General features: G+C 61.8%; 30 protein-coding genes. 16 read left to right on the top strand and 14 right to left on the bottom strand.

All coding sequences use genetic code 11. The annotated features are described in order from the left end of the window. Window positions 1–4 precede the first annotated feature (4 nt). Complete coding sequence (gene holA, locus PAF20_RS16290) at window positions 5–1,033, top strand: DNA polymerase III subunit delta (protein WP_271071643.1); 1,029 nt, start codon at window positions 5–7, stop codon at window positions 1,031–1,033. Beyond that, window positions 1,030–2,229, top strand: a complete 1,200-nt coding sequence (locus PAF20_RS16285) for a BaiN/RdsA family NAD(P)/FAD-dependent oxidoreductase (protein WP_271071642.1) — start codon at window positions 1,030–1,032, stop codon at window positions 2,227–2,229. The genes holA and PAF20_RS16285 overlap by 4 nt, the downstream gene beginning before the upstream one ends. Here PAF20_RS16285 and PAF20_RS16280 read toward each other — a convergent pair. After that, entirely contained in the window at window positions 2,205–2,792 is a 588-nt protein-coding gene (locus PAF20_RS16280) for a glutathione S-transferase family protein (protein WP_271071641.1), read from the bottom strand. The genes PAF20_RS16285 and PAF20_RS16280 overlap by 25 nt on opposite strands. Before the next feature lie 126 nt (window positions 2,793–2,918). On the opposite strand from PAF20_RS16280, the gene PAF20_RS16275 reads away from it, so the two are divergent. Then, window positions 2,919–4,160, top strand: a complete 1,242-nt coding sequence (locus PAF20_RS16275) for an MFS transporter (RefSeq protein ID WP_271071640.1) — start codon at window positions 2,919–2,921, stop codon at window positions 4,158–4,160. 17 nt (window positions 4,161–4,177) lie between these two features. Here the strand turns inward: PAF20_RS16275 and PAF20_RS16270 are convergent, their stop codons facing one another. Next, entirely contained in the window at window positions 4,178–4,615 is a 438-nt protein-coding gene (locus PAF20_RS16270) for a PaaI family thioesterase (protein ID WP_271071639.1), read from the bottom strand. A 78-nt stretch (window positions 4,616–4,693) separates the two neighbouring features. On the opposite strand from PAF20_RS16270, the gene PAF20_RS16265 reads away from it, so the two are divergent. The 7 genes from PAF20_RS16265 (at window position 4,694) to PAF20_RS16235 (ending at window position 10,078) form a co-directional block, all read left to right on the top strand. Next, window positions 4,694–5,320, top strand: a complete 627-nt coding sequence (locus PAF20_RS16265) for a LysE family translocator (RefSeq protein ID WP_271071638.1) — start codon at window positions 4,694–4,696, stop codon at window positions 5,318–5,320. Beyond that, window positions 5,317–5,964, top strand: a complete 648-nt coding sequence (locus PAF20_RS16260; protein ID WP_271071637.1) for a pseudouridine synthase — start codon at window positions 5,317–5,319, stop codon at window positions 5,962–5,964. The genes PAF20_RS16265 and PAF20_RS16260 overlap by 4 nt, the downstream gene beginning before the upstream one ends. A gap of 96 nt (window positions 5,965–6,060) precedes the next feature. Beyond that, the gene (lepB, locus tag PAF20_RS16255; RefSeq protein WP_271071636.1) at window positions 6,061–6,849 is read left to right on the top strand and encodes a signal peptidase I; all 789 of its coding nucleotides are present in this window, start codon (window positions 6,061–6,063) and stop codon (window positions 6,847–6,849) included. Then, window positions 6,846–7,529, top strand: coding sequence for a ribonuclease III (gene rnc, locus PAF20_RS16250; protein ID WP_271071635.1), 684 nt, complete (start codon window positions 6,846–6,848; stop codon window positions 7,527–7,529). The genes lepB and rnc overlap by 4 nt, the downstream gene beginning before the upstream one ends. 277 nt (window positions 7,530–7,806) lie before the next feature. Then, the gene (era, locus tag PAF20_RS16245) at window positions 7,807–8,724 is read left to right on the top strand and encodes a GTPase Era (protein WP_271071634.1); all 918 of its coding nucleotides are present in this window, start codon (window positions 7,807–7,809) and stop codon (window positions 8,722–8,724) included. Beyond that, window positions 8,714–9,052 (top strand): DUF1491 family protein, encoded by a 339-nt coding sequence (locus PAF20_RS16240; RefSeq protein ID WP_271071633.1) that lies wholly within the window; start codon window positions 8,714–8,716, stop codon window positions 9,050–9,052. The genes era and PAF20_RS16240 overlap by 11 nt, the downstream gene beginning before the upstream one ends. 195 nt (window positions 9,053–9,247) lie before the next feature. After that, window positions 9,248–10,078: an alpha/beta fold hydrolase gene (locus PAF20_RS16235; RefSeq protein ID WP_271071632.1), complete on the top strand. Its 831-nt coding sequence runs from the start codon at window positions 9,248–9,250 to the stop codon at window positions 10,076–10,078. 87 nt (window positions 10,079–10,165) lie between these two features. Here the strand turns inward: PAF20_RS16235 and PAF20_RS16230 are convergent, their stop codons facing one another. Together PAF20_RS16230 and PAF20_RS16225 are read right to left on the bottom strand one after the other, a co-directional pair. Next, the gene (locus PAF20_RS16230; protein ID WP_271071631.1) at window positions 10,166–10,999 is read right to left on the bottom strand and encodes a PA3715 family protein; all 834 of its coding nucleotides are present in this window, start codon (window positions 10,997–10,999) and stop codon (window positions 10,166–10,168) included. Window positions 11,000–11,116: 117 nt separating this feature from the next. Then, a complete protein-coding gene (locus PAF20_RS16225; protein WP_271071630.1) occupies window positions 11,117–11,494 on the bottom strand; it encodes a pore-forming ESAT-6 family protein in 378 nt (125 codons plus the stop codon). Between the two features lie 156 nt (window positions 11,495–11,650). On the opposite strand from PAF20_RS16225, the gene rarD reads away from it, so the two are divergent. Both rarD and PAF20_RS16215 read left to right on the top strand, forming a co-directional pair. Beyond that, the gene (gene rarD, locus PAF20_RS16220; RefSeq protein WP_271071629.1) at window positions 11,651–12,583 is read left to right on the top strand and encodes an EamA family transporter RarD; all 933 of its coding nucleotides are present in this window, start codon (window positions 11,651–11,653) and stop codon (window positions 12,581–12,583) included. Window positions 12,584–12,590: 7 nt separating this feature from the next. Continuing rightward, window positions 12,591–13,112, top strand: coding sequence for a GNAT family N-acetyltransferase (locus tag PAF20_RS16215; RefSeq protein ID WP_271071628.1), 522 nt, complete (start codon window positions 12,591–12,593; stop codon window positions 13,110–13,112). A gap of 137 nt (window positions 13,113–13,249) precedes the next feature. On the opposite strand, the gene acpS is transcribed toward PAF20_RS16215, so the two are convergent. From acpS to PAF20_RS16185, 6 genes are all read right to left on the bottom strand, one after another. After that, complete coding sequence (gene acpS, locus PAF20_RS16210; protein ID WP_271071627.1) at window positions 13,250–13,654, bottom strand: holo-ACP synthase; 405 nt, start codon at window positions 13,652–13,654, stop codon at window positions 13,250–13,252. After that, window positions 13,651–14,112: a hypothetical protein gene (locus tag PAF20_RS16205; RefSeq protein ID WP_271071626.1), complete on the bottom strand. Its 462-nt coding sequence runs from the start codon at window positions 14,110–14,112 to the stop codon at window positions 13,651–13,653. The genes acpS and PAF20_RS16205 overlap by 4 nt, the downstream gene beginning before the upstream one ends. Then, window positions 14,109–14,843, bottom strand: a complete 735-nt coding sequence (locus PAF20_RS16200; RefSeq protein ID WP_271071625.1) for a pyridoxine 5'-phosphate synthase — start codon at window positions 14,841–14,843, stop codon at window positions 14,109–14,111. The genes PAF20_RS16205 and PAF20_RS16200 overlap by 4 nt, the downstream gene beginning before the upstream one ends. A gap of 24 nt (window positions 14,844–14,867) precedes the next feature. Further along, window positions 14,868–15,695 (bottom strand): 4-(cytidine 5'-diphospho)-2-C-methyl-D-erythritol kinase, encoded by an 828-nt coding sequence (locus tag PAF20_RS16195; RefSeq protein ID WP_271071624.1) that lies wholly within the window; start codon window positions 15,693–15,695, stop codon window positions 14,868–14,870. A 6-nt stretch (window positions 15,696–15,701) separates the two neighbouring features. Then, window positions 15,702–17,549: a tetratricopeptide repeat protein gene (locus tag PAF20_RS16190; protein ID WP_271071623.1), complete on the bottom strand. Its 1,848-nt coding sequence runs from the start codon at window positions 17,547–17,549 to the stop codon at window positions 15,702–15,704. 90 nt (window positions 17,550–17,639) lie between these two features. Then, window positions 17,640–19,298: an electron transfer flavoprotein-ubiquinone oxidoreductase gene (locus PAF20_RS16185; RefSeq protein ID WP_271071622.1), complete on the bottom strand. Its 1,659-nt coding sequence runs from the start codon at window positions 19,296–19,298 to the stop codon at window positions 17,640–17,642. A gap of 306 nt (window positions 19,299–19,604) precedes the next feature. On the opposite strand from PAF20_RS16185, the gene greA reads away from it, so the two are divergent. The 4 genes from greA (at window position 19,605) to PAF20_RS16165 (ending at window position 22,204) form a co-directional block, all read left to right on the top strand. After that, window positions 19,605–20,075, top strand: coding sequence for a transcription elongation factor GreA (gene greA / locus PAF20_RS16180; protein ID WP_271071621.1), 471 nt, complete (start codon window positions 19,605–19,607; stop codon window positions 20,073–20,075). Beyond that, entirely contained in the window at window positions 20,075–21,013 is a 939-nt protein-coding gene (locus PAF20_RS16175; protein WP_271071620.1) for a hypothetical protein, read from the top strand. Before greA ends, PAF20_RS16175 begins: the two co-directional genes overlap by 1 nt. A gap of 85 nt (window positions 21,014–21,098) precedes the next feature. Then, a complete protein-coding gene (locus PAF20_RS16170) occupies window positions 21,099–21,878 on the top strand; it encodes an AzlC family ABC transporter permease (protein ID WP_271071619.1) in 780 nt (259 codons plus the stop codon). After that, on the top strand, window positions 21,875–22,204 hold the full coding sequence (locus PAF20_RS16165) for an AzlD domain-containing protein (protein WP_271071618.1): 330 nt from the start codon (window positions 21,875–21,877) through the stop codon (window positions 22,202–22,204). Before PAF20_RS16170 ends, PAF20_RS16165 begins: the two co-directional genes overlap by 4 nt. Here PAF20_RS16165 and PAF20_RS16160 read toward each other — a convergent pair. From PAF20_RS16160 to PAF20_RS16145, 4 genes are read right to left on the bottom strand one after another with little or no spacing between them, the layout of a single operon-like run. After that, window positions 22,192–22,827: a hypothetical protein gene (locus PAF20_RS16160; RefSeq protein ID WP_271071617.1), complete on the bottom strand. Its 636-nt coding sequence runs from the start codon at window positions 22,825–22,827 to the stop codon at window positions 22,192–22,194. The two genes, PAF20_RS16165 and PAF20_RS16160, sit on opposite strands and share 13 nt — an antisense overlap. After that, window positions 22,827–22,976 carry an aa3-type cytochrome c oxidase subunit IV gene (locus PAF20_RS16155; protein WP_271071616.1) on the bottom strand — a complete coding sequence of 50 codons (150 nt, stop codon included), beginning with the start codon at window positions 22,974–22,976 and terminating at the stop codon, window positions 22,827–22,829. Before PAF20_RS16155 ends, PAF20_RS16160 begins: the two co-directional genes overlap by 1 nt. A 56-nt stretch (window positions 22,977–23,032) precedes the next feature. Then, a complete protein-coding gene (locus PAF20_RS16150) occupies window positions 23,033–24,070 on the bottom strand; it encodes an MBL fold metallo-hydrolase (protein ID WP_271071615.1) in 1,038 nt (345 codons plus the stop codon). Beyond that, window positions 24,067–25,755, bottom strand: a complete 1,689-nt coding sequence (locus tag PAF20_RS16145; RefSeq protein ID WP_271071614.1) for an acyl-CoA dehydrogenase family protein — start codon at window positions 25,753–25,755, stop codon at window positions 24,067–24,069. Before PAF20_RS16145 ends, PAF20_RS16150 begins: the two co-directional genes overlap by 4 nt. Between the last annotated feature and the right edge of the window lie 116 nt (window positions 25,756–25,871).

The raw sequence follows: 25,871 nt of genomic DNA, 5'->3' as shown, positions 1-25,871 counted from the left end.
CGCCATGATCCTAAAAGGGGCAGAAATCGGCCGCTATCTGGCCAAGCCGGATCCGACACGGCCTGCCCTGCTGATCTATGGGCAGGATGCGATGCGCGTGGCCCTGAAACGGGCCGAAGCCGTTGCCGCGCTGACCGGGCCAAATGCAGATGAGGAAATGCGCCTGACCCGCATTCCCGGTGCCGACCTGCGCAAGGACGCGGCACTCGTTCTGGATGCGATAAAGGAAGTCGGCTTCTTTCCCGGCCAGCGGGTCGTTCTGGTCGAAGACACACCCGACGCCGCCGCCCCGGCCATTTCCGCCGCCCTTAAGGAATGGGCGCATGGCGATGCGGTAATTGTCGTCACGGCGGGCGCACTGGCGAAATCATCCGCCCTGCGCAAGCTGTTCGAACCTCATCAGGCCGCCGTCACCACGCCCATCTATGACGATCCGCCCGGGGAAGAAGAAATCACCCGCTGGCTGAAGGATGCAGGTCTTGGCGATGTTCCGCAGAATGCGATGCGGGACCTTCTGGCGCTGTCCCGCGCGCTCGATCCCGGTGATTTTCGCCAGACGGTCGAGAAGATCAGTCTTTACAAGCACGGCGACGAATCGCCTCTGACACCGGAAGAGATCGCATTGATGGCCCCCGCCACGATCGAAGCAGAGGTGGATGAGCTGATCGACGTGGTTGCAGAGGGCAAATCCGACGCTTTCGGCAAGCTGATGCGGCGGATCGAGGGACAGGGAATCGCGCCGGTCACGCTGTGTATCGCCGCCCTACGCCATTTCCGCGCCCTGCATATGGCAAGCGCCGATCCCGGCGGCCCGCAGGCCGGGTTGTCCCGTATGCGCCCGCCGGTTTTCGGTCCCCGCCGCGACCGCATGGCCCGACAGGCGCAAGCATGGGGAATGCGCAACCTTGAAGAGGCCGTGCATCACCTGCTGGAAACCGACCAGCAGTTGCGCAGTTCCTCTCGCGCGCCGCAGATGGCCCTGATCGAACGGGCCTTGATCCGGCTGGCGATGATGCCGCGCGGCGCAAGGTGAAGGGGGCGCTTGTTATCGGCGCCGGTCCCGCCGGGTTGATGGCAGCCGAACAGATCATCGCCGCCGGTCATCCCGTTGCCATTGCCGAAGCGATGCCGACGCCCGCGCGCAAATTTCTGATGGCGGGAAAGTCCGGGCTGAACCTGACGCGGAACGAAGGCACGGCAGAGTTCATGTCGAATCTGTCGCTTGGCTCGCCCGTCGGGCCGGATGGTTATTTTGGAACCGATACGTCGATTTTCGGGCCCAAAGACGTGATGGCATGGGCCGAAGGTTTTGGGATCAAGCTGTTCACAGGCTCCACCGGGCGCGTGTTTCCAACCGGCATGAAAGCCTCGCCACTGCTGCGGGCGTGGCTGGCCCGCCTTCGCGCGGCCGGGGCAGAGTTGCGGACTCGCTGGTCCTGGCAGGGTTTCGAAAGCGATGGACTGGCCTTTGACACGCCCGAGGGGCGGCAGGTGCTGCACCCCCAGGCAACGGTTCTGGCACTTGGCGGGGCAAGCTGGCCCAGGCTCGGCTCTGACGCGGCATGGGTGCCTTGGCTGCGGGAAAAAGGTGTCCGCATTGCTGACTTCCAACCGGCAAATATGGGCTTTCGCGTCGCGTGGTCCGGCGAAATGGCACGCTATTTCGGCCGGCCGGTCAAGGGAACGGCGCTGAGTGCCGGGGATCAGATCAGCCGCGGCGAATGGATCATCTCTCGCCAGGGGATCGAAGGCGGCGGCGTCTATGCCGTCGCGGCCGCGATCCGCGACGGGGCGCAGGCGGTGCTGGACCTCGCACCGGATCTGGACCGCCCGACCCTCTGCAAACGATTCGCCAGACCGCGCGGCAAGCTGTCACTGGGCAACTGGTTGCGCCGCATCCTTTCCGACCCGGTCAAGGTCGCGCTTCTGCTGGAATGGGGAAAGCCCTTCCCAACCGATCCCTCCGGCTGGGCAGAGCGCAGCAAATCCCTGCCGTTGCGCCATGCCGGCCCATTCGGTCTTGAACGTGCCATCTCATCCGCAGGTGGCATCCGTCTTGATTCGCTGACAACTGATCTTGAACTCCGCGCCCTGCCGGGTGTCTTCGCGGCGGGTGAAATGCTGGATTGGGAGGCCCCGACCGGCGGCTATCTGCTGACCCACAGCCTTGGCAGCGGAAGATGGGCCGGACGAGCAGCGGCTGATTATCTGGCAGCCGCGCGCTTATAAGCTGGTCGTTCGCGCATGACGTCCCAATACTTCCCCAGCCAGCAGTCTTTTATCGGAAACCGCGCGGCCTGACCCCAGCTGAGACAATGGGTCAGAATGATGTCCGGCACCGTCATCATGTCACCCATCAGGAACGGGCCAGCGCCTGCACGCTGCTTCAGTATATTCTGGCTCCGCTCAAACTCCCAGCGCAAGGTGTCCTTGATTCCGGTGACACGCAATTCCTCTGGCAGAACGAAGGTGTGGCGGGCGGCGGTCCACAGGACGGCATCATATTCGTCCAGCAAGAATTGGGTCAAACTGTCCTGTCGCGCCCGTTCCAGCGTCCCGGCAGGATGGGTCAGCTTGTCATGGCGATCCGCCAGAAACTGGATGATTGCGGTTGAATCGGTGATCGGCGTGCCGTCATAGATCAGCACCGGCACCTTCCCCGAGGGATTGAATGCGACCACCCCATCCGTCTGCGGCGCGGCATGAACGACCTCGAACGGCTGTTCAAGCTCTTCCAGCATCCACATGACGCGGAACGCACGGGTATCCCGTGTCCCGATGACCTTGTACATCCATAACTCCCTGTTCAAAAAGCAGGCTAGGACGCCGCGCGACCGGCTGCAAGCGCTGATACGTCAGCCCTTGACGTTGACCGATCGGTCGCCCAATGCTGCGGCACGGAAGCGGAGTTTTCTGTCATGTCCCAATCGTCCAGGCTCATGACCCCGATCCTTGTCGGGGGCTGCATCATCCTGCTGATCAATTTCTCGCTTCGGGCGAGCTTCGGGGTCTTCCAGATCCCGGTTCAGGAAACGTTCGGATGGGCCCGTTCCGAGTTTTCGCTGGCCATCGCCATCCAGAACCTCGCCTGGGGCATCGGTCAGCCGATCTTCGGTGCATTGGCGGAACGCTGGGGCGACCGTTGGGCGATCATTCTCGGCTCTGCGCTTTATGCGCTCGGTCTGGTGATGTCGACATTCGCCATGACGCCCGAGGCGATGCAGCTTTGGGAAGTCGCCGTAGGCTTTGGCATCGCCGGCACCGGCTTTGGCGTGATCCTTGCCGTCGTCGGCCGCGCGGCCAGCGATGAAAACCGCAGCCTTGCACTTGGCATCGCCACGGCCGCAGGCTCTGCCGGTCAGGTCGTGGGTGCACCGCTTGCCGAAGGGCTTTTGTCCGTCATGGGCTGGCAGAGCGTATTCCTCGTCTTCGCTGCCATCGCCATGACGATGATCCTGTTCATCCCCATGCTGGGCAAAGGCAAGCCCGCCTCGCCCTCCGAACTGGAAGAAAGCATGGGCAGCGTTCTGAAACGCGCCTTCCGCGATCCGTCATATCTGATGATCTTCGCCGGCTTCTTTTCCTGCGGCTATCAGCTTGCCTTCGTCACCGCGCATTTCCCGGCAATGGTGACAGAGATGTGCAGCCCCATTGCTCCGGGCAGTCTGCTGGCGAGCCTTGGGATCACCACCACCTCTGCCCTCGGCGCATGGGCCATCGCCGTGATCGGTGCCGCAAATATCGCCGGTTCGATCTTCGCGGGCTGGCTGGGCAAGCGCTATACGAAGAAATATCTGCTGGCGGGCATCTATACCCTGCGCACCATCGCCGCCGCCGCCTTTATCCTGACGCCGATCACGCCGGGCACCGTGCTTCTGTTCAGCGTGGTCATGGGTGCGCTCTGGCTGGCCACGGTGCCACTGACCTCGGGCCTTGTCGCCTATATGTATGGGCTGCGCTATATGGGCACGCTTTACGGCTTTGTGTTCCTGTCGCACCAGCTTGGCTCGTTCCTTGGCGTCTGGCTGGGCGGAACGATGTATGACCAGTTCGGCGATTACACCTATGTCTGGTGGATCGGTGTCGGCGTCGGTGCGTTCTCGGCCCTCATCCACCTGCCCATCAAAGAGGCCCCGACCCGCCTGCCTGCCGCGGCCTGAAAAGCATACTGGTCGGTTCAGCCCCGGCTGACCTCGGCCGGTTCTTTCCACTGAATCGTCATCTGCGTCTGCGTAACCTGCGCAGCCAGCTTCCCATCGCCGCGCGTCACTTCAATCGTCCAGATTTGCGTCGTGCCGCCGATATGAATCGGCGTCGCCGTTGCGCGCGCGACGTCTCCGATACGGATCGGGCGCAGAAAGTTGACCTTGGATTCCACCGTCACGGTATTCTCACCCGGCTTCAGGTTGATCGAAGCCGCGGTGCCACCGGTATTGTCGGTCAGCCCAAGAATCGCGCCGCCATGCATCACACCGTTGCGATTGGACAACGCCTCGGTCACGGGCAGTTCCATGACGACGCGGTTTGGAACGGCCTCAATCATCTGCATACCCAGATGCTTGGCAAATTCGGGCTGGTGCTTGCTGATCTGTTCAAGTCGCGCATTCTCGGTCATCGCGTGCTTCCTGTTTTGGGGCTGTTCCCGCCAATATCACCCCTCGTCAGCGCCCGAAAGCCGCGTTAAGCAGACCGGATGATCTGGGACACCATGGCCAATATTCCGACTGCGAACCTGCTGGCGTTCATCGGCGGCGGGCTGCTGCTGAATCTTGCGCCGGGTCAGGATGTCATGTTCGCGTCAGCCTGCGGCATCAGGGGCGGGCCACGGGCCGGGATGCTTGCAGGCCTTGGCGTCGGCCTTGGGGTCTGCTTTCACCTGATCCTTGCGACGGTCGGCCTTGGCGCCATCGTGGCAGAGCATCCCGGTGTTCTCAAAGCAATCAAATTTGCAGGCGCGGGCTATCTTCTGTTCCTGGCATGGCAAAGCTGGAACTCCAGGCCCGATGCACCGTCCAGACACACCCCCGAACGCAGCTGGCGCATCGTCCAGCGGGGGGCACTGTCCAACCTTCTGAACCCAAAGCCCGTGCTGTTCCTGTTGTCCTTTCTGCCGCAATTTACCCGGCTGGAATATGGTCCGATATGGCAGCAGATCCTTGGGCTGGGCCTGGTTTTCGTGGTTACCGGCACAATTGTCACCATGGGCTACGGTATCCTTGCCGGTGTCATGGGGCTGCGCCTTGGCAAGCATATGGAAATCATGAACCGTATCGCCTCGGTCATCTTTGCTGGCCTCGCCATCCGCATGATCGCAAAATGAGCTTTGTCTACACACCGCCCCCGGATCCCCCGGTGATCCTGCACGCAGATCACGAAATCCTCGTGGTCGATAAGCAATCCGGCCTGCTGTCGGTGCCGGGCCGCGGCGATGACCGCAGCGATTGCCTCATCAACCGGCTGCGCGGCGCATTCCCGACCGTGCTGCTGGTGCACCGGCTGGACCTCGACACATCCGGCGTCATGGTATTCGGCCTGACACCCCATGCGCAGCGCCAGCTGTCAAAGCAGTTCGAAGAACGGCGGACGAAAAAGACTTATATCGCCCGTGTCGCGGGCCGGGTCGCAGAGAAAACCGGCACAGTAGAGCTGCCGCTGATCGTCGACTGGCCGAACCGGCCCCGGCAGAAGGTCGATTTCGAACAGGGCAAACCGGCGAAAACGGACTGGCGTGTCGTGAGGACCACCGATGAAGAAACCCGCATCCGCCTGTATCCCCTGACCGGGCGCTCTCACCAGCTTCGGGTGCATATGGCAGAAAGCGGCCACCCGATCCTTGGCGATCCGCTTTATGCAACCGGCGCGGCGGCAGATCATCCCCGCCTGATGCTCCACGCGGAATCGCTGCGGTTCAAGCACCCGGAATCCGGCGTGCAGATGAATTTCTTGGCCAAATCACCCTTCTGAGACGGGGGCGGCAAGTGCGGCTTAAACGCTGCACAACTTGACTTTCCTGCCCCCCCGCACCATTCACCCCGAAGCGACCAGCCCGAAGGACGGAACATGGCATCGAAGGCGGAAAAGAAGGAAGGCATCTGGGAAACGGTCAAGACCGTCTTCTGGGCGCTGATCATCGCGGGCATCTTTCGCACGCTGTTTTTCCAGCCCTTCTGGATCCCGTCCGGCAGCATGAAGGACACGCTGCTGATCGGCGATTTCCTGTTCGTCAACAAGATGGCTTACGGCTATTCTGCGGTGTCCTGCCCGTTCTCCATGTGCCCGATTGACGGGCGTATCCTTGGCTCTGATCCGGAACGCGGCGACGTGGTCGTATTCCGCCACCCGACGCGCGGCGTGGATTTCATCAAGCGCGTGATCGGCCTGCCGGGCGACCGGATCCAGATGCGCGATGGCCGCCTGATCATCAATGATGAGCCGGTCCAATACGAAGATCAGCCCGATTTCATCGAGGTCAAATCACGTCAGGGCAGCCAGCAGCTTATGCCGCGCTGCGTCAACGATCCGGTGCCGGATGGGGGCGAATGCATCAAGACCCGCATGACCGAAACTCTGCCCAACGGCGTCAGCCATGATGTGCTGAACATTGTCGATGGCTGGATTGCGGATAACACCAATGTCTTTACGGTCCCCGAAGGCAGCTATTTCTTCATGGGCGACAACCGCGACAATTCCGAAGATTCCCGCTTCCCGGCCGTATCCGGCGGTCTGGGCTTCGTGCCGGCCGAATATCTGATCGGGCGCGCGGACCGGATCATGTTCTCCTCTGCCGGCAAGTCTCTGCTGTATTTCTGGACATGGCGCGGCGACCGCTTCTTCAAGGCGATCCATTGAAGGTTGCACGGGAGTTGCGCGACTTCATGGCCCGGCTGGGCCACGATTTCGCGCGCCCCGAATTGCTGGTTCAGGCGCTGACACACGGCTCTGTCGCCTCGCCCACGCGGCCCCACAATCAGCGGCTGGAGTTTCTGGGCGACCGCGTCCTTGGCCTGACCATCGCCGAGGCGCTGTATAACGCCGATAGCGCCGCGACAGAGGGTCAGCTTGCGCCGCGCTATAACGCGCTTGTGCGCGGTGAGACCTGCGCCGATGTCGCCCGCCAGATCGGCTTGGGCGATGTGCTGAAGCTCGGCCGTTCCGAAATGATGTCCGGTGGCCGCCGGAAAGAGGCCCTGCTTGCCGACGCGATGGAGGCCGTGCTGGCCGCCATCTACCGCGATGCCGGGTTTGACAAGGCCAGGGCCGTGATCCTGCACCTTTGGGCCGACCGGCTGGACGGGGTCGAACAGGATGCCCGCGACGCCAAAACCGCGCTTCAGGAATGGGCGCAGGCCAACGGCATGGCCCCGCCGAAATACGAGGTCACGGGCCGCAAAGGCCCCGACCACGCGCCAGAGTTTGAAGTCACCGTTCGCCTCGACAATGGCCGCCAGGGCGTAGCCAGCGGCAAAGGCACCAAGCGCAGCATCGAACAGCAGGCCGCCGCCGCCATGCTGAAGGAGATCGGGGTTTGAACTGCGGACATCGTGGTGCGCTGAAGCGCACCCGACAGATCGCGGGAATGCAACGCGCCATCATCCCCGCAACACCCCATCCGTTCGGCTCGTTTCAATACAACACCCGCAAAACCCAACCCTTGGGATGCGCTTCAACACACCATCCCGCCCCCCGGACCCAACCCGTAGGAAGCGCTTCAGCGCACCGCCCCCCTCGCGCACCGACCAAACAACGCCCGCGCGCCACCGCCCGACGGCGCACCACCCCCTCAAACGCCCTCACCGGACCCAACACATGACCGATACCCCCAACACCCGCGCAGGTTTCGTCGCCCTCATCGGCGAACCCAATGCCGGAAAATCCACCCTTCTGAACCGCATGGTCGGCGCGAAAGTCTCTATCGTGACCCACAAGGTTCAGACCACCCGCGCCCGCATCCGCGGCATCGCAATGGAGGGCGACGCCCAGATCGTCTTTGTCGACACGCCCGGCATCTTCCGCCCGCGCCGCCGCCTCGACCGTTCCATGGTTGCCGCCGCCTGGGGCGGGGTCGCCGACGCCGACATCATCGTCCTGCTGATAGAAGCCCATCGCGGCCTGACAGAAGGCGTCCAGACCATCCTCGACCAGCTTCACGAAATCGCGGGCGAACGCCCTGTCGCGCTTGCCATCAACAAGATCGACCGCGTCAAGGCCGAACATCTGCTGGCCCTGTCAGCGCAGATGAACGAAGCCTATCCCTTCACCCGGACCTTCATGATCTCTGCCGAAAAGGGCTATGGCACCGACGATCTGCGCGAATGGCTGGGCGCGGAGCTGCCCCCCGGCCCGTGGCTTTATCCCGAAGACCAGATCGCCGACCTGCCCATGCGCATGATCGCGGCGGAAATAACCCGCGAAAAGCTGACCCTGCGCCTGCATGAAGAACTGCCCTATCAGCTGACCGTCGAAACCGAAAACTGGGAAGACCGCAAGGACGGTTCCGCCAAGATCGACCAGATCATCTATGTCGCCCGCGACGGCCATAAGGGGATCGTGCTGGGTCACAAGGGAGAGGCGATCCGCGCCGTCGGCAAGGCCGCGCGCGAGGAACTGGCCGAATTCCTCGACCGACCGGTCCACCTGTTCCTGACCGTCAAGGTCCGCGAGAAATGGCTGGACGAGAAAGAGCGTTTCACCGAAATGGGCCTCGATTTCAACGATGGCGCCTGAGCCGCGCCTTGCCGCGCATGTCTGGGTCGGCGCCTATCTGCGCCGCCTGTCGCTGGCGGACATCCCCGCCTATGTGACCCGCCACGGCGATGACACGGCAGGGGCCGTCATGGTCAAATGCGCCACGCTGGACGGCAACGCGACCCTCTGGCGGCGCGAATGGGATTTTGAAACCGACACCCTACCCTGGACCCTGATCGCCACCGGCCCCGAGGCCGAAATCGACGAAACCACCCGCCGCGAATCCGATTTCGACCCGGATCTGTGGGTGATCGAGATCGAAAGCCATGATGGCAGGACCCTGCTGGATCAGGTGGGGCTGCACTAATCGCGGCTATCCAAACGACTCAATTCTTCACAAACGATGCAACCCTGACGAGCGTGGCGTGTTTGCTTGCCGAGATGGGCATGTATCAAACCTCAGCTTCCAGCCTGTTGCAGTGTTCCCTGTTCAGGCGGGGAGCATCAGGTTTCTGTCACTCACGAGAGTTTTTGAACACTACCAGACAACGGGAGACGATCCATGGGATATGTTGAAACCGAAGACGGGGTCGAAATCTACTACAAGGATTGGGGGCCGAAAGACGCACCGGTCATCTTTTTTCATCACGGCTGGCCGCTGAGCGCCGATGACTGGGATGCACAACTGATGTTTTTCCTGGGCGAAGGTTTCCGCGTGGTGGCTGCCGACCGCCGCGGCCATGGCCGGTCCGAGCAGGTCTGGGACGGCCACGACATGGATCACTACGCCGATGACACGGCCGCCGTGGTCAAACATCTGGCCGTTGAGGGGGCCATTCACGTAGGGCATTCGACCGGGGGTGGCGTCGTGGTGCGCTACATCACCCGCCACCCGGAAGACAAGGTGGCCAAGGGCGTGCTGATTAGCGCGGTGCCGCCCTTGATGGTCAAGGCCAAGGACAATCCTGACGGTCTCGAAAAATCCGTCTTCGACGATTTCCAGAAGAACACCAAAGAAAACCGGTCGCAGTTCTTCACCGATGTGCCGTCGGGTCCGTTCTACAACTTTGACAAGAAAGGCGTAAAAAGCGAGGAACCGCTGATCCACAATTGGTGGCGTCAGGGCATGATGGGCAGCGCCAAAGCGCATTACGACGGCATCGTCGCATTTTCGCAAACGGATTTCCGCGAGGAAATGAAAGGCATCACCATTCCGATGCTGGTCATGCATGGCGAAGACGATCAAGTCGTGCCGTTCGAGATTTCCGGCAAGAAATCGGCCGAGTTGCTACAGAATTGCGTACTCAAGACCTATCCGGGCTTTCCGCACGGTATGCCAACGACAGAGGCGGAGACTATCAACAAGGATCTGCTGGAATTCATCCGCAGCTAGGAACGGAGCGCGCGCCGGGAGCATGTCCCCGGCGCCGCCTCGCGCTGCCGAAGCCACTGCCAAACCCTTGGAAACAGATACCCCGCGTCACCACCCCTGCATTTCCTCGGGCAGCGCATAGGCCTCGCCGTCATATTCCAGAGATATCGGACGCGCAGGATCCTGCGACGTGAACTCTGTCCGGACGCATTCGCCATCAACCTCGTCGTTCGTGCTTTGCTCTGCATCAGTTTTAACGACAATATCAGCGGCACCATTATGACGCGCCTCGGAAATCTGCAGCACGCGGCTCAACTCATAGAACTCACCTTCGCAGGTCGCGTCCCATTCACCGCCCTGCTGCCACACGATCAGGTTTTCCAGGATCGGCCTCGGCCCGTCCGGGCCATAATCGAACAGCCACAGCGCCTGATGCGCATAGGGGTTGGGTCGCGAGCTTGTCCGGTAATCCAGCCGCAGACCAAATGCCGGGCCATGGCCGAACACATCGTAGTAAGCCGTATCAAAGCTCATCCCGGTCAGTGCAACGGCATCACCGAACAGAAAGTCTGAAAAGACCTCTCGCGCCTGAATTTCCAGCGTCTCGTGGTTCATCACCACCAGATCCAGATCGCCTTCCTGCGTATAAGGCGCATCCGGCCCTTCCAGCACATGCATCACCGGCACCGCGACCAGAAGGTGCCCCGGATAGGCAGGCCATTGACGGCAGATCATCACAAGCTGACCGGGATGGACAGATCCACCCCGGGCCAGACGCACGCGGCCACCCTCCACCGCATATTCGCCATCGCCAAGGCTTTCGGCGTCGGAATACAGAACCTGCATGATCTGCAGGGCACGCGGCCCGCAGCCATCTTCCTGCGCAAACAGCGGCTGCCCCATCAGCGCGAACAGCAACGCAAACCAGATAACACGAAACATGAGCCGCCCCTGAACCGACCGCGCCAGCCTAGGCGCGGCACCGGCCTGCATCAATCCCGGCTCATGAAAAAGCCGCCGGACCCGAAAGGACCCGGCGGCCGGACTGATAAGCGGCGATTACTGCGGAAGCTGCTCGCCCGCCTGCTCGACCAGTTGGGCAAGCTGGGCGCAAAGTGCGGCCTCATCGGCGCTTTGGGCGGTCGCGGCCTCAGCCAGCGTCTGTTCCACGCCCATGGCGCTGACGGTACCTTCTTTGCCCTTCTCATAGGCGGCAACGGCGGCGTCCTCGTCGGTCGCGGCAGGGAGCATTTCGATCATCTTGCCCTGGATCTCGACCGCATTGCCGTCGATATGACCTTCCGCCTGACAATATTCCAGAACGCCCAGCTGGTTGCGCGCCGCCGACACAGCGGCGTCGGGGTCCTGCGCGTCCTGCGCCGTTGCCGCGCTTGCGGCCATTGCCAGACCAAATGCAATAACTGTGGACTTAAACATCATATACCTCGTCAATCTGCGGCGTTTCTGCCGTCGCGCATATTGGGGCCCATGCCCGGGCCGAGTGCAACGCAACAATCCTTCACGAAAGGGTATGAGAGTTTTCCCGCCGATCCCCCCTGCCCTTCGCCCAAACGGCAGGCTAGGGTCCGCCTTATGACACAGCAACCTCAACAGATTGATTCGCCAAAGGGCTTTGCCTTCGCACTGGCGACCTACATCTTCTGGGGTGTCCTGCCGCTTTATCTGAAAGCTTTGTCGCATATTCCCCCGGCAGAGGTGATTGCACACCGCGTCATATGGTCCCTGCCCATCGCCGCCGGGGCACTGATTCTGCAGGGCCGCACGGCCGATATTCGCGCCGCCATCACCCGCCCTCGCCTGCTGGCGATGGCCGCGCTGACGGCAGCGCTGATCACCTGCAATTGGCTGATCTATGTCTGGTCCATCGCCAATGCCCATACGGTAGAAGCCGCGCTTGGCTATTACATCAACCCGCTGTTTTCGGTCTGCCTTGCCGCCCTGCTGCTGGGCGAGCGCCTCATCTGGCTGCAATGGGTCGCTGTGGGCCTTGCCTTTCTGGCCGTCGCCATCCTGACCGCGGAAACCGGCAGCCTTCCGCTGGTGGCTGTCGGGCTGTTTCTGTCATGGGGTTTCTATGCGTTCTTCAAGCGCAGCCTGCCGCTTGGCCCAAATCAGGGCTTCACGCTGGAAGTTGCCATCCTGACCTTCCCGGCCCTGGCCTATCTGATCTGGCTGCATATGAATGGCGGCGGTCATTTCGGGCGCAACTGGGCCGACACGCTGCTGTTGATCGGCTGCGGCCCGGCCACCGCAATTCCGCTGATGTTCTATGCCAATGCCGCCAAGCTGCTGAAGCTGTCCACCATCGGCATCCTGCAATATATCACGCCAACGATGATCTTCCTTGTCGCGGTCCTGATCTTCGGCGAACCCTTCGACGGCGCAAAACGCATCGCTTTTCCGCTGATCTGGCTGGCACTCGTGATCTATTCCTACACCCTCATCCGCGCAGCGCGTGACCGCAGGCGCCGGCTGCACAACGAAACCAGCCTGCGCCCGGAATAGGCCGGACATGTTGCCAAATCTGGACACCGCCCGGCTGCATCTGCGACCGCGCGGCATGGCCGATCTGGAATCATGTCTGACCATGGATCGGGATCCGCAGGTGACGCGCTTCATCCCCGGTCCATGGGCCGACCCGATCCGCCATCGCGCCTTCGTCACGGAACGCATCAGTGCCGATTACTGCCCCGGACTCGGCTACTGGTCCATCTTCCACCGGCATCGCCCCTCGGACTTCCTCGGCTGGGTCCTGCTCATCCCCGAGGACATGACCGGACCAGAAGTCGAAATCGGCTGGCGCCTCACCCGCAGCGCAAGGGGCCAAGGCATCGCCACAGAAGCTGCCCGGGCCGTCGCGGAACACGGCCTCAAGGTCTTCGGCTTGTCGCACATCATCGCCCGAATCGACCCCGGCAACATCGCGTCGGTCAAAGTGGCGGAAAGGATCGGGATGCGCCTCTCGGCAGCCGGTCCGAAAGAAAATCTCTACCACCTGACACGCGCCGACCTTGCACCCCCCAGAATGTCGTAAGGCCGGATCGGCGTGCTTTGCGCCCCTTGCGGGAACGCCATTGCGGCGCCGAAAATGTCGGCGCGGCTGTATATACGCTTTATATACGGGTCATTGACAGCTTATGGACGGATTATAGACGGAATATTTTGCTGTTTTCACGCCGCGGACGGCAGCGCCTCGATCACCACGAAAGCCTGCGCCCAGGGGTGATCGTCGGTCAGTGTGACATGCACCACGGCCTCAAATCCGTCCGGGGTCATCTTCGCCAAACGCTCCGCCGCCCAGCCCGTCAGATGCATCACGGGCTGGCCCGTCCGCATGTTCGACACCGCCATATCCTTCCAGGCGATCCCCATCGCAAGCCCGGTCCCTAGCGCTTTTGAACAAGCCTCTTTCGCGGCCCAACGCTTGGCCAGCGTGCCCGCCTCGTCCTTGCGGCGCGCGGCCTTGGCAAGCTCTGTCGGGGTAAAGACCCGGTTCCGGAATCGGTCGCCATGTCGTTCCAGAACCCCTTGAATACGTTCAATATTCGCAAGATCCGTGCCAATTCCCAGGATCACGAACCGGATACCTCTGCCTGCACATCCCCCGTCGACTGGTTGATTGTCACGGTCAGTTCGGCAGGCTCTCCATCGCCGGTTTCCGGCTGATAGATCGAGATCGGAACGCTCAACACAAGCCCACGCGCAGGATCATATTCAGCCTCATGCGCGGGAAAATCGACGTTGAAAAAACCCATCGCCCCGCCACCATCCGGCCGCGTCAAAGACACCATCCGGCATTGCCGATCCCCGATCTCATTCCGTGGTGGAGAGATCACCATCAGATGTACCGCAGCCGCCGCGGGCTCCATCGTGTCGATAAGCGCCACGCGCACCTCGCCCTTCGCGTAAGTTGCCGTGTTCTCCTCCCACGGTTCCGCAAGATTCCGCGCCGATGCGATTTCGGTGCATTCTCCAACGCTCTGCGCGAAAGATGGCGTGGCAACCATCAGGAAAACAAGGAAAAATCTGATCATGCTCGTGCCTCATTCATTTTGCGGCGCATCTCCTTGATTGCTTCCGGAAGGCCGATGAAGACCGATTCCGCAATCAGGAAGTGACCGATATTCAGCTCCTTCACCTCAGGGATCGCTGCAATCGGGCCAACTGTATCGAAGGTTAGACCGTGGCCCGCGTGAACCTCCAGCCCCAAACTTGCGGCCAGTGCCGCGCCTTCTTGCAGGCCGGCCAGCTCGGCATCGCGTTCCGCGATCCGGCCTTCGGTGTCGAAATCGCAATAGGCGCCGGTATGCAACTCTACCACAGCCGCACCGATCCGGGCTGCCGCGCGTATCTGTGCAGGCTCATGACCGATGAACAGCGAGACGCGGCAACCCGCCTCGCGCAGCGGTTCAATATAGCGTCCAAGCGCGTTGTCGTTGCCCGCGACGTCCAGCCCGCCTTCAGTCGTGCGCTCTTCCCGCTTTTCCGGCACAAGGCAGATCGCGTGCGGTTTGTGCCGCAGCGCAATGGTCTGCATCTCGGCCGTCGCCGCCATTTCGAGGTTCAGCGGCAGGCGCAGACCCGCCATCAGCGCATCAATATCAGCGTCAGAGATATGGCGCCGGTCCTCTCGCAGATGCGCGGTAATGCCATCCGCGCCCGCATCCTCGGCCAGCTTGGCGGCGCGCAGCGGGTCCGGCCAAGGCGTGCCCCGCGCGTTCCTGATCGTCGCCACATGGTCAATATTCACGCCGAGTCTCAACATGCTGGCACCTCCTGCATTGTCAGGTTAGCCCGCCGCTGTCACAGGCGCGAGTCCTGTTGCCGTGATCCACCAATCCTCATAAGCCGCGCCAATCCGATACGCCGCAAGGCCCGCAGCAGACGCGCTTTCAAACAGCCCAAAGCATGTCGCACCAGAGCCTGACATCCGGGCAAGCAGCGCACCTTCGTCCTGCAATGCGCGTAAAACCGTCGCGATGGCAGGACAAAGCGATATTGCCGGTACCTGAAGGTCATTCCGGCAGCCCGTCAGATAGGCAACCAACCCATGCAGATCGAAGCTGTCCGGCAGTTCGGGCAATGGCGGGTTTTCCTTTGTCTCAAGGCGCCTGAACACGTCCGAAGTCGAAACCTCAAGGCGCGGATTGACCAGCACCAGATGCAGGTCGGGCATTGGCGGCAGGGGTTCGAGTATCTCTCCGACACCGCGCATGCGCGTTGGAACGCCCGCAAGGCAGACAGGCACATCAGCGCCAAGCTGTTCAGGCCGGGATGGCAAGGCGACACCCATCCTGCCCAATCCGCGCAGCACCGCCGCTGCATCTGCGGACCCGCCGCCGATGCCGGACGCGACCGGCAGGTTCTTCGTCAGCGCAATCTGAACATCGGCACCCGCCATCTGTGCTGCTTTCAGGCAAAGATTATCATGGGTGGAAAGGCAGGACGCGAACGGCCCGTCCATTGTCAGCGAAAGCGGCCCCGGCAAAAGGGCCACCTGATCACCCGTACCAGCGAACACGACCAGAGAATCCAGCATATGGTAGCCGTCTTCGCGCAACCCCGTGATGTGCAGTGCAAGGTTCAACTTTGCCGGCGCAAATTCGGTGATTTCCATACCGGATCAATCCGAGGGTTGTGCCGGCTCTGTCGGTATGTCGACGGGCATTGGAACCGGCAGCGAACCGCCATTTTCAGCCTCTTCGGCCAGCACCGCATCGAGGCCACGATCCAGCTTGGCGCGAATGCGATTTGCCTGTTCCTCGGTCTCCGGCTCAAAGCTCAGCGCACGTTTCCACTGGATTTCAGCCTCTCGCTTACGATCAACCATCCAGTAGATATCGCCAAGATGATCGTTCACCAACGGATCGCTGGACATCGCGGCAACCGCACGTTCCTGCGGGGCGACCGCCTCTTCATAGCGGCCAAGACGATACATTGCCCAGCCGAGCGAATCGAGAATATAGCCATCGTTCGGCGACAGCTCGACCGCGCGTTCGATCAACTGCAGCGCCTCGTCCAGATTTTCGCCGCGGTCCACATAGGAATAGCCCAGATAATTCAGCAATTGCGGATTGTCCGGCTGGATTTCCAACGCGGCTTTCAGGTCGGTTTCAGCCCGGTCGAATTGGCCAAGACGTTCCAGTGCTATGGCGCGGGCATAGGTCGGGAACCAGATTTCCTGCTGATTTTCCGGATCAATCAGGGCAATCGCCTTGTCGTAGGCCGGAACCGCCTGCGTCCATTTCTCCTGCTGGCGCATCAGATCACCCAGGGCAATCCAGCCCTGTGGAAGATCGGGGCGTGCAGCGGTCAGCGCAAGTGCCGCCTTTTCGGCATCGGCCATATGATCGGATCGGGCAAGGGCATCGATGCGCAGCAGCTCTGCGGTCGGGCGAAGCTGGCCTTTGTCCCGCAGCAAGTCGAATTCTTCCTCGGCCGCGTCGAACTGGCCCAGTGCTTGCAGCATCTGGGCAACCATCAGGCGCGCGTCAGCCATATCCGGCGCGATATAGCTGGCAAGTCTTGCATGGATCAAAGCCAGCGGATTGGGATCGACATCATTTGCCAGCAGCGTGGCGAAGGTCAGATAAACCTGCGCGATACCGTCCCGAGGGTCCTGCACGGTATCGAAAGCGACCGGCTCACCCGCTTCCAGCTTGCGGGCAAGTTCATCGGCGACGCCGTCGATACCGATGCCACGGACCTGCTCCATGACCTGCAGCGCCTCGTCCCGCCGGTCAAGCTGGGCCAGCACCTGGGCCCGCACAATGGCAGCCATAACGTTCTGTTCGGGATTGTCGCTGTCCAGCAGGCCGGCCGCCGCCTCGAAATCGCCGACAAGCGCCTTTGCAAGCGCCATGTGATAGTTCACCAGATTGTCCGTACCCTGAATCTGGCGGATCTGTTCGAAGGCCGCGTCGGCATCGGCGGCCCGTCCATCGCCCAGCAGGGCCCATGCGTGCAACATGCCATCCAGAAGCCGTTCGCTGCCGTCATTGCCTTCGCTGTTTCCATCAAGCAATTCCAGCAATCGTGCCCAATCCTGGCTCTCCGCAGCCCGCGCACGCTCAACCAATTCGACCAGCCTGGACGACATTGCGCCCTCCAGCGGGCGATTCTCGGCCAGTTCCACGGCCCGGTCGACCTCCCCTGCGGCAAGCAGAGCCACAAGCGCACTGTCACCAAGGTATTCCGATGTCGGGTCCTGCCTTAGCGCACGCAGGTAATAATCGGCGGCTGAGGCATATTCATTTTCCAGTGCGGCCGTCCTCGCCGCCAGATAAGGACCCGCCAGATCACGGGTCAGCGGTGCGGGCGGCGTATCGTCCTCTGCCGTTTCTTCTGCCTCACCGTTCTGCGTCAGCTGTTCGGGGCGTGGCAGAGGAGGCCGCGCGTCTTGCGCAAAACGCTCTGCGACCGCAGGCTGCGCGATCAGAAGGGCGAGAACCACTAGATTAATGAATTTCATCAGCGCGTCCGATTTACGGTTTGGCCGCGACCCTATCGCCGGCAAGCCCCGGTGGCAACGCCGCGCCGGGGCCGCGCCGTTCAGGTCTGATCACATATTCGGGTAATTGGGCCCGTCTGCGCCTTGCGGTGTTGTCCAGTTGATGTTCTGGCTGGGGTCCTTGATGTCGCAGGTCTTGCAGTGGACGCAGTTCTGGAAGTTGATCTGGAAGCGGGCATCGCCGCCCTCTTCGATCACCTCATAGACACCGGCCGGGCAGTAGCGCTGCGCGGGCTCGGCATATTGCGGCAGGTTGACGCTGATCGGGATCGAGGGATCCTTCAGCTTCAGATGGCAGGGCTGGTCTTCTTCATGGTTGGTGAAGCTGAAGCTGACATTGGTCAGCCGGTCGAAGGACAGCTTGCCGTCGGGCCTGGGATAGTCGATCTGCTGGTGATCCGCAGCCTTGCCGGTCGCAGCGGCATCGGTCTTGCCGTGCTTCCACGTCCCCAGCGGGTTCCAGCCGGTCAGGTTCGCCACCCACATATCGAAGCCGCCAAGCGCGAGGCTGGCCCACAGCCCCATGCGTGACCAGATCGGCTTGACGTTGCGCACCGGCTTCAGGTCTTTGGCAATCGGGCCAGAGCGCAGGTCATCTTCGTAAGCGGTCAGCTCATCGCCCTCGCGGCCTTCCGCAATCGCCGCCGCCGCCGCATTGGCCGCCGCAATGCCTGACAGCATCGCATTATGGTTGCCCTTGATGCGCGGCACATTGACCAGCCCGGCCGAACAACCCAGCAGGACACCGCCGGGGAAGGTCAGCTTCGGGATCGACTGCCAGCCGCCTTCGGTGATGGCCCGCGCGCCATAAGCCACGCGCTTTCCGCCCTCCAGCAGTTCGGCCACCATCGGGTGATGCTTGAAACGCTGGAACTCCATATAAGGGTACAGATAGGGGTTGGCATAGTTCAGATGCACGACGAAGCCGACCAGCACCTGATTGTTCTCGAAATGATAGATGAAGCTGCCGCCACCGGCATTCCTGCCAAGCGGCCAGCCCATCGTATGGGTCACGGTCCCGGCTTTGAACTTGGCCGGATCGACCTCCCAGATCTCTTTCATGCCGAGGCCGAATTTCTGGGGATCATGCCCGTCAGAGAGGTTGTATTTCGCGATCACCTCTTTCGACAGAGATCCCCGCACCCCTTCGGCCAGCATCACATATTTGCCGCGCAGTTCCATCCCCGGTTCGTATTGCGGCCCCGGCGTGCCGTCGGCATTCAGACCCATCTCGCCCGCGATGACGCCCGCCACCCGATCGCCATCCATGACAAGCGCCGAACAGGCCATGCCCGGAAACACCTCGACCCCCATCGCCTCGGCCTGCTCGGCCATCCAGCGGGTCACATTGCCCATCGAGACGATATATTTGCCATGATTGCTCATCAGAGGCGGCATCGGCCAGTTCGGCACCCGCATCTGCCCCTGCTCGCCCAGGATATAGAAGTTATCCTGCGTCACCTCCTGGCTGACCGGCGCTCCTTTGTCCTGCCAATCCGGGATCAGCGCATCGAGGCCGGAGACATCCAGAACCGCCCCCGAAAGGATATGCGCCCCGATCTCGGAACCCTTCTCCAGCACAACGACATTCAGATCAGCATCAATCTGCTTCAGCCGGATCGCCGCAGACAAGCCCGCAGGACCGCCGCCAACAATAACAACGTCAAAATCCATCGACTCACGGTCGGGGGCGGTTTTCTCGTCGTTCATTGCTGGCCTCCTGCTCGCAGCTGTTTGAACGTTCCTAGACGCTGCTGGCCCACACGGCAATCGTTACGCGGCGAACCTGCTGCAACGTTAGCGCAATCTTAAGGCGTTTTTATCGAACTTGGCATGAAGTTGCGGCGATTTCAGCGATCCATTGCCGCATAACGAGTGTTTCACTTGCAATATGGGCACGGATCAGGGAACGCTTGGGACAACGGAATCGCGCCCCTGCCATTTGTTTGGCGGGGGCGTTGTCTAAATTCAAGAAGCGCGGAAGGGCCGCGCAGCCATGCAGATACAGGAATGACGATGGAAAAGATCCCCATGACCCGCGCCGGCTACAATAAGCTTGATGCAGAGCTGCGTGAACTCAAGGGAAAGGAACGCCCCGCCATCATCGCCGCTATTTCCGAAGCGCGCGAACACGGCGACCTGTCCGAGAATGCCGAATATCATTCTGCCCGCGAAAAGCAGAGCTTCATCGAAGGCCGCATCACAGAGCTTGAGGGCGTCCTGTCGCGCTCCGAAGTCATCGACCCCTCGAAATTGTCGGGCGGGATCAAATTCGGTGCCACGGTCGATCTGCTGGACGAAGACACGGATGAGGAAAAGACCTATCAGATCGTCGGGGAGCATGAAGCAAGCCTTGAAAAAGGGCTGCTGAACCTGCGTTCGCCGCTGGCCCGCGCCCTGATTGGCAAGGAAGAGGGCGATTCCGTCGATGTACAGACGCCGGGCGGGGTACGCAGCTATGAAATCCTGTCGGTCCGGTTCGAGTGATGCCTGACTGGCGCAGCGCTTCCGGCCCGGGTGGCCGCGCCCTTGTCATCGGCGCGGCGCTGACAGCGATCTGGCTGCTGATGCTCTTGGTGTTCTGGCTGACATCGGGCGATGGCACGGGCGCACCCGGCTGGATCTCTGCGGTGGCAGCACTGATGCCGCTGGCACTGATCTGGATGGCGGTGGGGCTGGCCCGATCCGTCGATGCGCTGCGGGCAGAAGCTGACGCGTTGCGGGCTGAATTGCAGCATGGCTCTTTCTACCGTGCCGATCCGCGCTTGCCGCGCAATACCGAACCCGATCCGCAACGGGCGGAGCGTCCTGCACAAGCGCCAACAGTGAAGCGCGTCCAGCCACCAAAGCCCATGCCGCAGCAGCGCCGTGCGGATGATATTGCGCGGACCACTGCAGGTGATCCGCGCCAGACCTCGCTTGGTCTGGACACCCCGGAAGCTGTAGACCTGCCAGCCACCACCGTGATCCGGGCGCTGAACTTTCCGGACGGCCCGGACGACCAGGAAGCCATCGCCGCCTTGCGCGAGACCTTGAAAGACTCCGATCAGGCGCGGCTGATCCGAAGCGCACAGGATGTGATAACCCTTCTGGCAGAGCGCGGCATCTACACCGATGAGCTAGAGGCCGAAGCCGCCGATATTGGTGCATGGCGCCGTTTTGCCGAAGGGCAGCGGGGAAATGCGGTGCGTGCTGTCGGTGCCGTGCGTGATCCTGACATGCTGGAGGCCGCGACAACGGCGATGCGCGCCGATGATGTCTTTCGCGATGCCGTCCACCATTTCCTGCGCCTTTTCGACCGCAGCGTGACGGGCCTGATGCCGCAATTGGCTGATGATGAGATCGCGTGGATGGCGCAGACACGGTCGGCACTGGCATTCATGCTGCTGGCACGCGCGGCAGGGCTTTTCGGCCAGACCGAGTAGTCCGTCGGGGCGGCAACCTCGGCAGGGGTTGCGCCGACCGGCCACGCGGATATGGTGGCGGCGAATAACAGCCTCCGTTGACATCATGAAGAACGCAAAGCAACGCGCAAATCGCCGCGCCGCCGCGATAGAAGCCTCACGCACGCGGGCACTGGCCCGCAACCCGCTGCAAAGTGCGCTTCATGGTGCTGTGCAGTCGACCCCGTTCCTGCTGGTGATGATTCCGTTCGGGCTGCTGTTCGGGGTGGTCGCGACCAAGGCGGGCTTCAACCTGCCCGAAGTGATGGGCTTCACCGTCCTCGTGCTGGCGGGCGCATCGCAGTTCACGGCCGTGCAGTTGATGACCGATCATGCGCCGGTGTGGCTTGTGGTCCTGTCATGTGTGGCGGTGAACCTTCGGATGGCGATGTATTCTGCCTCGCTGGTGCCATGGCTGGGCAGCGCAACGCAGATGTCGCGCGCAGCGGTGGCCTATGCGCTGATAGATCAGACCTATGTCCTTTCCATCGACTATTTCCAGAACACGCCAAGGCTGAGCATGACACAGCGCCTGTCCTACTTTGCCGGAACCGCTGTCGTGATGTGCGGTTCGTGGATTCTGTTCTGCTTTATCGGTGCGACGGCAGGGCGTGCGATACCGGCAAGCATCCCGCTGGATTTCGTCGTGCCGATCACCTTTCTGGCCATGATCGCACCGGCGCTGCGCACCCCGGCCCATGTCGCCGCCGCGACGGTCGCGGTTGTCGTATCGCTCGCCCTGGCGTGGTTGCCTGCTGGCGTGGGGCCGATGATTGCGGCGGTTCTTGCCATGCTGACCGGCGCAGGCGTTGAAACATTGCTGCTGCGGCGGAGGGCGAGCCGATGATAAACTACAGCACGTTTCAGATCTGGCTGGTCATCGCACTTGTCGGCGCCGGAACCTTCTTCATGCGCTACAGCTTTCTGGGCGCGATAGGGAACCGGCCGATGCCGCCGTGGCTGCTGCGCATCCTGCGCTATACTGCGGTTTCGGTCCTTCCGGCACTGGCGGCGCCGCTGGTGCTTTGGCCGGATGCAGCAAACGGTCAGCCTGATCCGGCGCGGCTGGCCGCGGCTTGCGCAACGGTTGTTGCCGGTGTGATGACGCGCAGCGCATTGGCCGCCATCCTTGCGGGGGCGGCCATGCTGAGTTTGGGGCTCTACCTGTCGTAGGTCCGAAGCGAGCCATCGCTCATCTTCAGAAGATCACCGTGGACAAGCCGGGGGTCGCCATCACGATACTCTGCCGTGCTGACGCCCGGAACGGTCAGGAACCAGTTCCGCAGACGCAGCGGGCTGAAACCGCCGGGTGCACCCTGAAAGCCGGGGGTAGAGCGCAGGACATTGGACACGCCAGAGACACAGAAAGCCTTGTTCACCGGCCCGTTCCCCTCTGCCGCGCGAATCGCGGTGTCGGCAACTTCGCGAGAGACCGGGACCGTATCGACAGTGACGTAATAACGCTCACCCGGCAGGTCGCGGGCGTGATAGTCGATATAGACGTTCCGCATCTGCGGAGAGATCCCGTACAAAACATCATGACGCTCTGGCGCCCGCGGATGCTCAAAGCTGCCGGCCGGGTCGAAGATGACCTGCTGGCTGCCATTGATCAGCAGCGCGGAATGCCCGCCCTCGCCACGGGCCACACCAATGACCGTGATCAGAGAGATCGAAGGTTGCTCGTTCGAGGTGTAACGCGCCGCGCGAACGGATTCGTCGCTGGCCCATTTGTTGTCGGCGCCGCAGGCCGCAAGAAACAGCGGCAGCGCCAGTGCAAGCAGGACGCGGCGAAACATCAGGCGTTCGTCAGTGCCATGAAGACCAGGGCAACTGCGGCAAGAATGCAGACCCAGGTCGAAAAACGGATGAATGCCGCGAAGGTCTTCTGATGGTCGCTTACGTCCATCGTGCCGTGTTCGTGTTCTGTCACTTCATGATCTGCCATGGCCTGTCCCTCAAAACGCCGGTTTTGCGTTTGCATAGCCTATCGCGGCGGTCCTGTCACGCCGCCGCGCGCCACAGCACGCCACCGTGATTATTCGTGCCTGCGCGTGTGATCCTGCATGCTCTGGCAAGGTTGTTGATATGTGCGACCGATTCGACAAGCGCGAGGCCGAATTCCCCTGTTCCGATCGGACGTTTGAACAGCACCGGGAAGCAATCAACCGCGGTCATCGCAGAATCAGCCATAGCCGCTGCCACTCGGTCGAGCGCGGCCACATGGTTTTCCTGCATTTGCGCCAGACGCAGGGGTAGGCCGGTGAAGGGCAGTTTATGACCTGGCAGAATCAGATGCCGGTCCTCTGCCATCTTTGCGAAACGTCCGCAGCTTTCCAGCCATTCCCCCACCGGGTCCGCCTCTGGCTCGGTCGGGTAGACCCCAAGATTGGGCGAGATGCCGGGCAAAAGCTGGTCGCCGCCAATCACCAGATCATCATCCATCGACCAGAAGGTCGCATGTTCCGGCGCGTGGCCATTGCCGATGGCGACCTTCCAGCTGCGGCCACCGAAATGCAGCATTTCACCCTCGACAATGCGCCGATAACCTGCGGGTATCGGGTGAACGCAATCAGCGAAATTGAACGGTCGCTCTGCCGCGCGCTGCGCCAGAAGGCCCGGCGGCATTCCGGCAGCCCGCCAGAACGCGATGCTTTCTGGCGGCGGGGCCTGTTGTTCGTCGATCACCAGCATACGGGCCATCAGCCAAGCGGTGCGCGTCGTCCAGAAAGCGGCCCCGTGATCCATGAACCAGCCGGCCAGCCCCAGATGATCCGGGTGATGGTGGGTCGCGATCACCCGGTTAACCGGACGGCCCGCCAAGGGACCATCCAGCAAGAGCTGCCAGATTGCGCGGGCCTTGCCGTTGTCAAAGCCGGTATCGACCAAAGTCCAACCGTCACCGTCTTCAAAGGCATAAACGTTCACATGGTCCAGCTTCATTGGAAGCGGCAGGCGCATCCAAAGCACGCCCTCGGCAACCTGAACCGCCTCACCGTTGGTGGGTGCTGTCTCCCACGGGTATCTGATAGCTGCGCTCACGCGAGGCCAAGCGCTGCGTCGCTGACAGCTTCCAGATCGGCCACGCCTGCCATGACCTCTGCCAGATCGGCCTCATGTCGGGGCAGCAGGCGATCGATGAAGATCCGGGCGAGTGCCTTTTCGTCCTCACCGCCAGCCGCACCGGCCTTCAGGTGATAATGCGCACCAAGAACAAGCGCGAAAGCCGACAGATAGGGGACCGCGCCGGCATTGCGGTCGTTCATATCCATTTCCAGCAGTTTGGCCGTCGCCTCGGACAAGGTTTGCGCGGCTGTCCAGACAGCCTCGGCACGCGCGCCGAAGGTCTGGCTGTGGCCGCGGGCCTCATCCTGTATCTCATCCAGCAAAGCCTGTGCCGCCGCACCACCATCCATCATCTTGCGACCGACGAGGTCCATTGCCTGAATCCCGTTGGTGCCTTCATAGATCGGGGTGATGCGAACGTCGCGCAGATATTGCGAGGCACCGGTCTCCTCAATATATCCCATACCGCCGTGAACCTGCACACCCGCATCGGCAACGCGGCAGCCGACATCGGTGCCATAGGCCTTTGCAATCGGCGTCAGCAGGGCCGCGCGGGCAGACCATTCGTCCTCGCCCGTCGCATTGGCCAGATCAAGTGCCGTCGCGCAGGCCAGGCAGATCGCGCGGGCGGCAAAGACCTCTGCCCGCGACACGGCCAGCATTCGACGCACATCGGCGTGACGGATGATCGGGCCGAACTGTTCGCGCTCTGCCGCGTATTCGGTGGCTTTTTGCAGCGCTGCCTCGGCAACACCAACGCCCTGCACACCGACACCCAGACGGGCTGCGTTCATCATGGTGAACATCGCGGCCATCCCGCCATGTTCTTTCCCGATCAGCCAGCCCTTCGCACCCTCATAGCTCATCACGCAGGTCGGAGAGCCGTGGATGCCCATCTTGTGCTCAAGCGAAACGACCTTGAGGCTGTTTGCCTGTCCAGGCTTGCCGTTTTCGTCGGGCAGGAATTTCGGCACCATGAACAGGCTGATCCCCTTGGTCCCCTTCACCCCGTCAGGCAGGCGCGCAAGAACGGCGTGACATGTGTTCTCATTCACATCGCTGTCGCCCCATGTGATGAAGATCTTCTGCCCGGTGATCGAATAGCTGCCGTCGCCATTCGGCTCTGCCTTCGTTTTCAGTGCCCCCACATCCGAGCCGGCGCCGGGCTCGGTCAGGTTCATGGTCCCGTTCCACTCTCCCGAAATCAGTTTCGGCAGGTAGAGCGCCTTCATCTCGTCAGTCGCATGATGCTCCAACGCCTCGATCTGGCCCTGCGTCAGCAGCGGGTTAAGCTGCAATGACAGGCAAGCACCGGCGATCATTTCCGCCACCGACATGTTCAGCGATTGCGGCAAGCCCGCGCCGCCATGTTCGGGATCGGCAGACAGACCGATCCAGCCCCCCTCGGCAATTGCGGCAAAACCCTTGTCAAAGCCGGGCGAGGAGCGCAGCACACCGTTTTCAAGCCGGGCCGGATTCTGGTCGCCAGCCACGTTCAACGGCGCCAGCACTTCGGCGGCCATTCGGCCTGCTTCGGTCAGGATGGCATCAACCATGTCGCCGCTGGCCTCCGCGAAGTCGTCCGTCGCGGCGACCTTGTCGAATGGAACTACGTTGTCGAGAATGAACTTAATCTGATCCACGGGCGCACGATACGGCATGATCTCCCCCTCGCCGTCTTGCCGGAAAGGCTTGCGGCGTTTATTCAAGTTGACTTGAGGACATGATTACCGGGCCAGCATTGCCTAGCAAGCCCTGTCCGGAAAAACCCTGCGTA

The organism is Paracoccus albus (assembly GCF_027913035.1).
GTDB classification, from domain to species: domain Bacteria; phylum Pseudomonadota; class Alphaproteobacteria; order Rhodobacterales; family Rhodobacteraceae; genus Paracoccus; species Paracoccus albus.
This window is presented reverse-complemented; position numbering and strand designations above follow the sequence as displayed.

Bases quoted from the DNA above. Each gene is read 5' to 3' on its own strand.
- PAF20_RS16205 (WP_271071626.1), bottom strand. From the start codon at position 14,112: ATGATCAGATTTTTCCTTGTTTTCCTGATGGTTGCCACGCCATCTTTC.
- PAF20_RS16280 (WP_271071641.1), bottom strand. From the start codon at position 2,792: ATGTACAAGGTCATCGGGACACGGGATACCCGTGCGTTCCGCGTCATG.
- PAF20_RS16165 (WP_271071618.1), top strand. From the start codon at position 21,875: ATGATAAACTACAGCACGTTTCAGATCTGGCTGGTCATCGCACTTGTC.
- PAF20_RS16195 (WP_271071624.1), bottom strand. From the start codon at position 15,695: ATGGAAATCACCGAATTTGCGCCGGCAAAGTTGAACCTTGCACTGCAC.
- PAF20_RS16155 (WP_271071616.1), bottom strand. From the start codon at position 22,976: ATGGCAGATCATGAAGTGACAGAACACGAACACGGCACGATGGACGTA.
- PAF20_RS16235 (WP_271071632.1), top strand. From the start codon at position 9,248: ATGGGATATGTTGAAACCGAAGACGGGGTCGAAATCTACTACAAGGAT.
- PAF20_RS16200 (WP_271071625.1), bottom strand. From the start codon at position 14,843: ATGTTGAGACTCGGCGTGAATATTGACCATGTGGCGACGATCAGGAAC.
- PAF20_RS16275 (WP_271071640.1), top strand. From the start codon at position 2,919: ATGTCCCAATCGTCCAGGCTCATGACCCCGATCCTTGTCGGGGGCTGC.
- rarD (WP_271071629.1), top strand. From the start codon at position 11,651: ATGACACAGCAACCTCAACAGATTGATTCGCCAAAGGGCTTTGCCTTC.
- PAF20_RS16215 (WP_271071628.1), top strand. From the start codon at position 12,591: ATGTTGCCAAATCTGGACACCGCCCGGCTGCATCTGCGACCGCGCGGC.
- greA (WP_271071621.1), top strand. From the start codon at position 19,605: ATGGAAAAGATCCCCATGACCCGCGCCGGCTACAATAAGCTTGATGCA.
- lepB (WP_271071636.1), top strand. From the start codon at position 6,061: ATGGCATCGAAGGCGGAAAAGAAGGAAGGCATCTGGGAAACGGTCAAG.
- PAF20_RS16260 (WP_271071637.1), top strand. From the start codon at position 5,317: ATGAGCTTTGTCTACACACCGCCCCCGGATCCCCCGGTGATCCTGCAC.
- PAF20_RS16230 (WP_271071631.1), bottom strand. From the start codon at position 10,999: ATGTTTCGTGTTATCTGGTTTGCGTTGCTGTTCGCGCTGATGGGGCAG.
- era (WP_271071634.1), top strand. From the start codon at position 7,807: ATGACCGATACCCCCAACACCCGCGCAGGTTTCGTCGCCCTCATCGGC.
- PAF20_RS16160 (WP_271071617.1), bottom strand. From the start codon at position 22,827: ATGTTTCGCCGCGTCCTGCTTGCACTGGCGCTGCCGCTGTTTCTTGCG.
- PAF20_RS16265 (WP_271071638.1), top strand. From the start codon at position 4,694: ATGATCTGGGACACCATGGCCAATATTCCGACTGCGAACCTGCTGGCG.
- holA (WP_271071643.1), top strand. From the start codon at position 5: ATGATCCTAAAAGGGGCAGAAATCGGCCGCTATCTGGCCAAGCCGGAT.
- PAF20_RS16225 (WP_271071630.1), bottom strand. From the start codon at position 11,494: ATGTTTAAGTCCACAGTTATTGCATTTGGTCTGGCAATGGCCGCAAGC.
- PAF20_RS16175 (WP_271071620.1), top strand. From the start codon at position 20,075: ATGCCTGACTGGCGCAGCGCTTCCGGCCCGGGTGGCCGCGCCCTTGTC.
- PAF20_RS16270 (WP_271071639.1), bottom strand. From the start codon at position 4,615: ATGACCGAGAATGCGCGACTTGAACAGATCAGCAAGCACCAGCCCGAA.
- PAF20_RS16185 (WP_271071622.1), bottom strand. From the start codon at position 19,298: ATGAACGACGAGAAAACCGCCCCCGACCGTGAGTCGATGGATTTTGAC.
- PAF20_RS16240 (WP_271071633.1), top strand. From the start codon at position 8,714: ATGGCGCCTGAGCCGCGCCTTGCCGCGCATGTCTGGGTCGGCGCCTAT.
- PAF20_RS16190 (WP_271071623.1), bottom strand. From the start codon at position 17,549: ATGAAATTCATTAATCTAGTGGTTCTCGCCCTTCTGATCGCGCAGCCT.
- PAF20_RS16145 (WP_271071614.1), bottom strand. From the start codon at position 25,755: ATGCCGTATCGTGCGCCCGTGGATCAGATTAAGTTCATTCTCGACAAC.
- PAF20_RS16170 (WP_271071619.1), top strand. From the start codon at position 21,099: ATGAAGAACGCAAAGCAACGCGCAAATCGCCGCGCCGCCGCGATAGAA.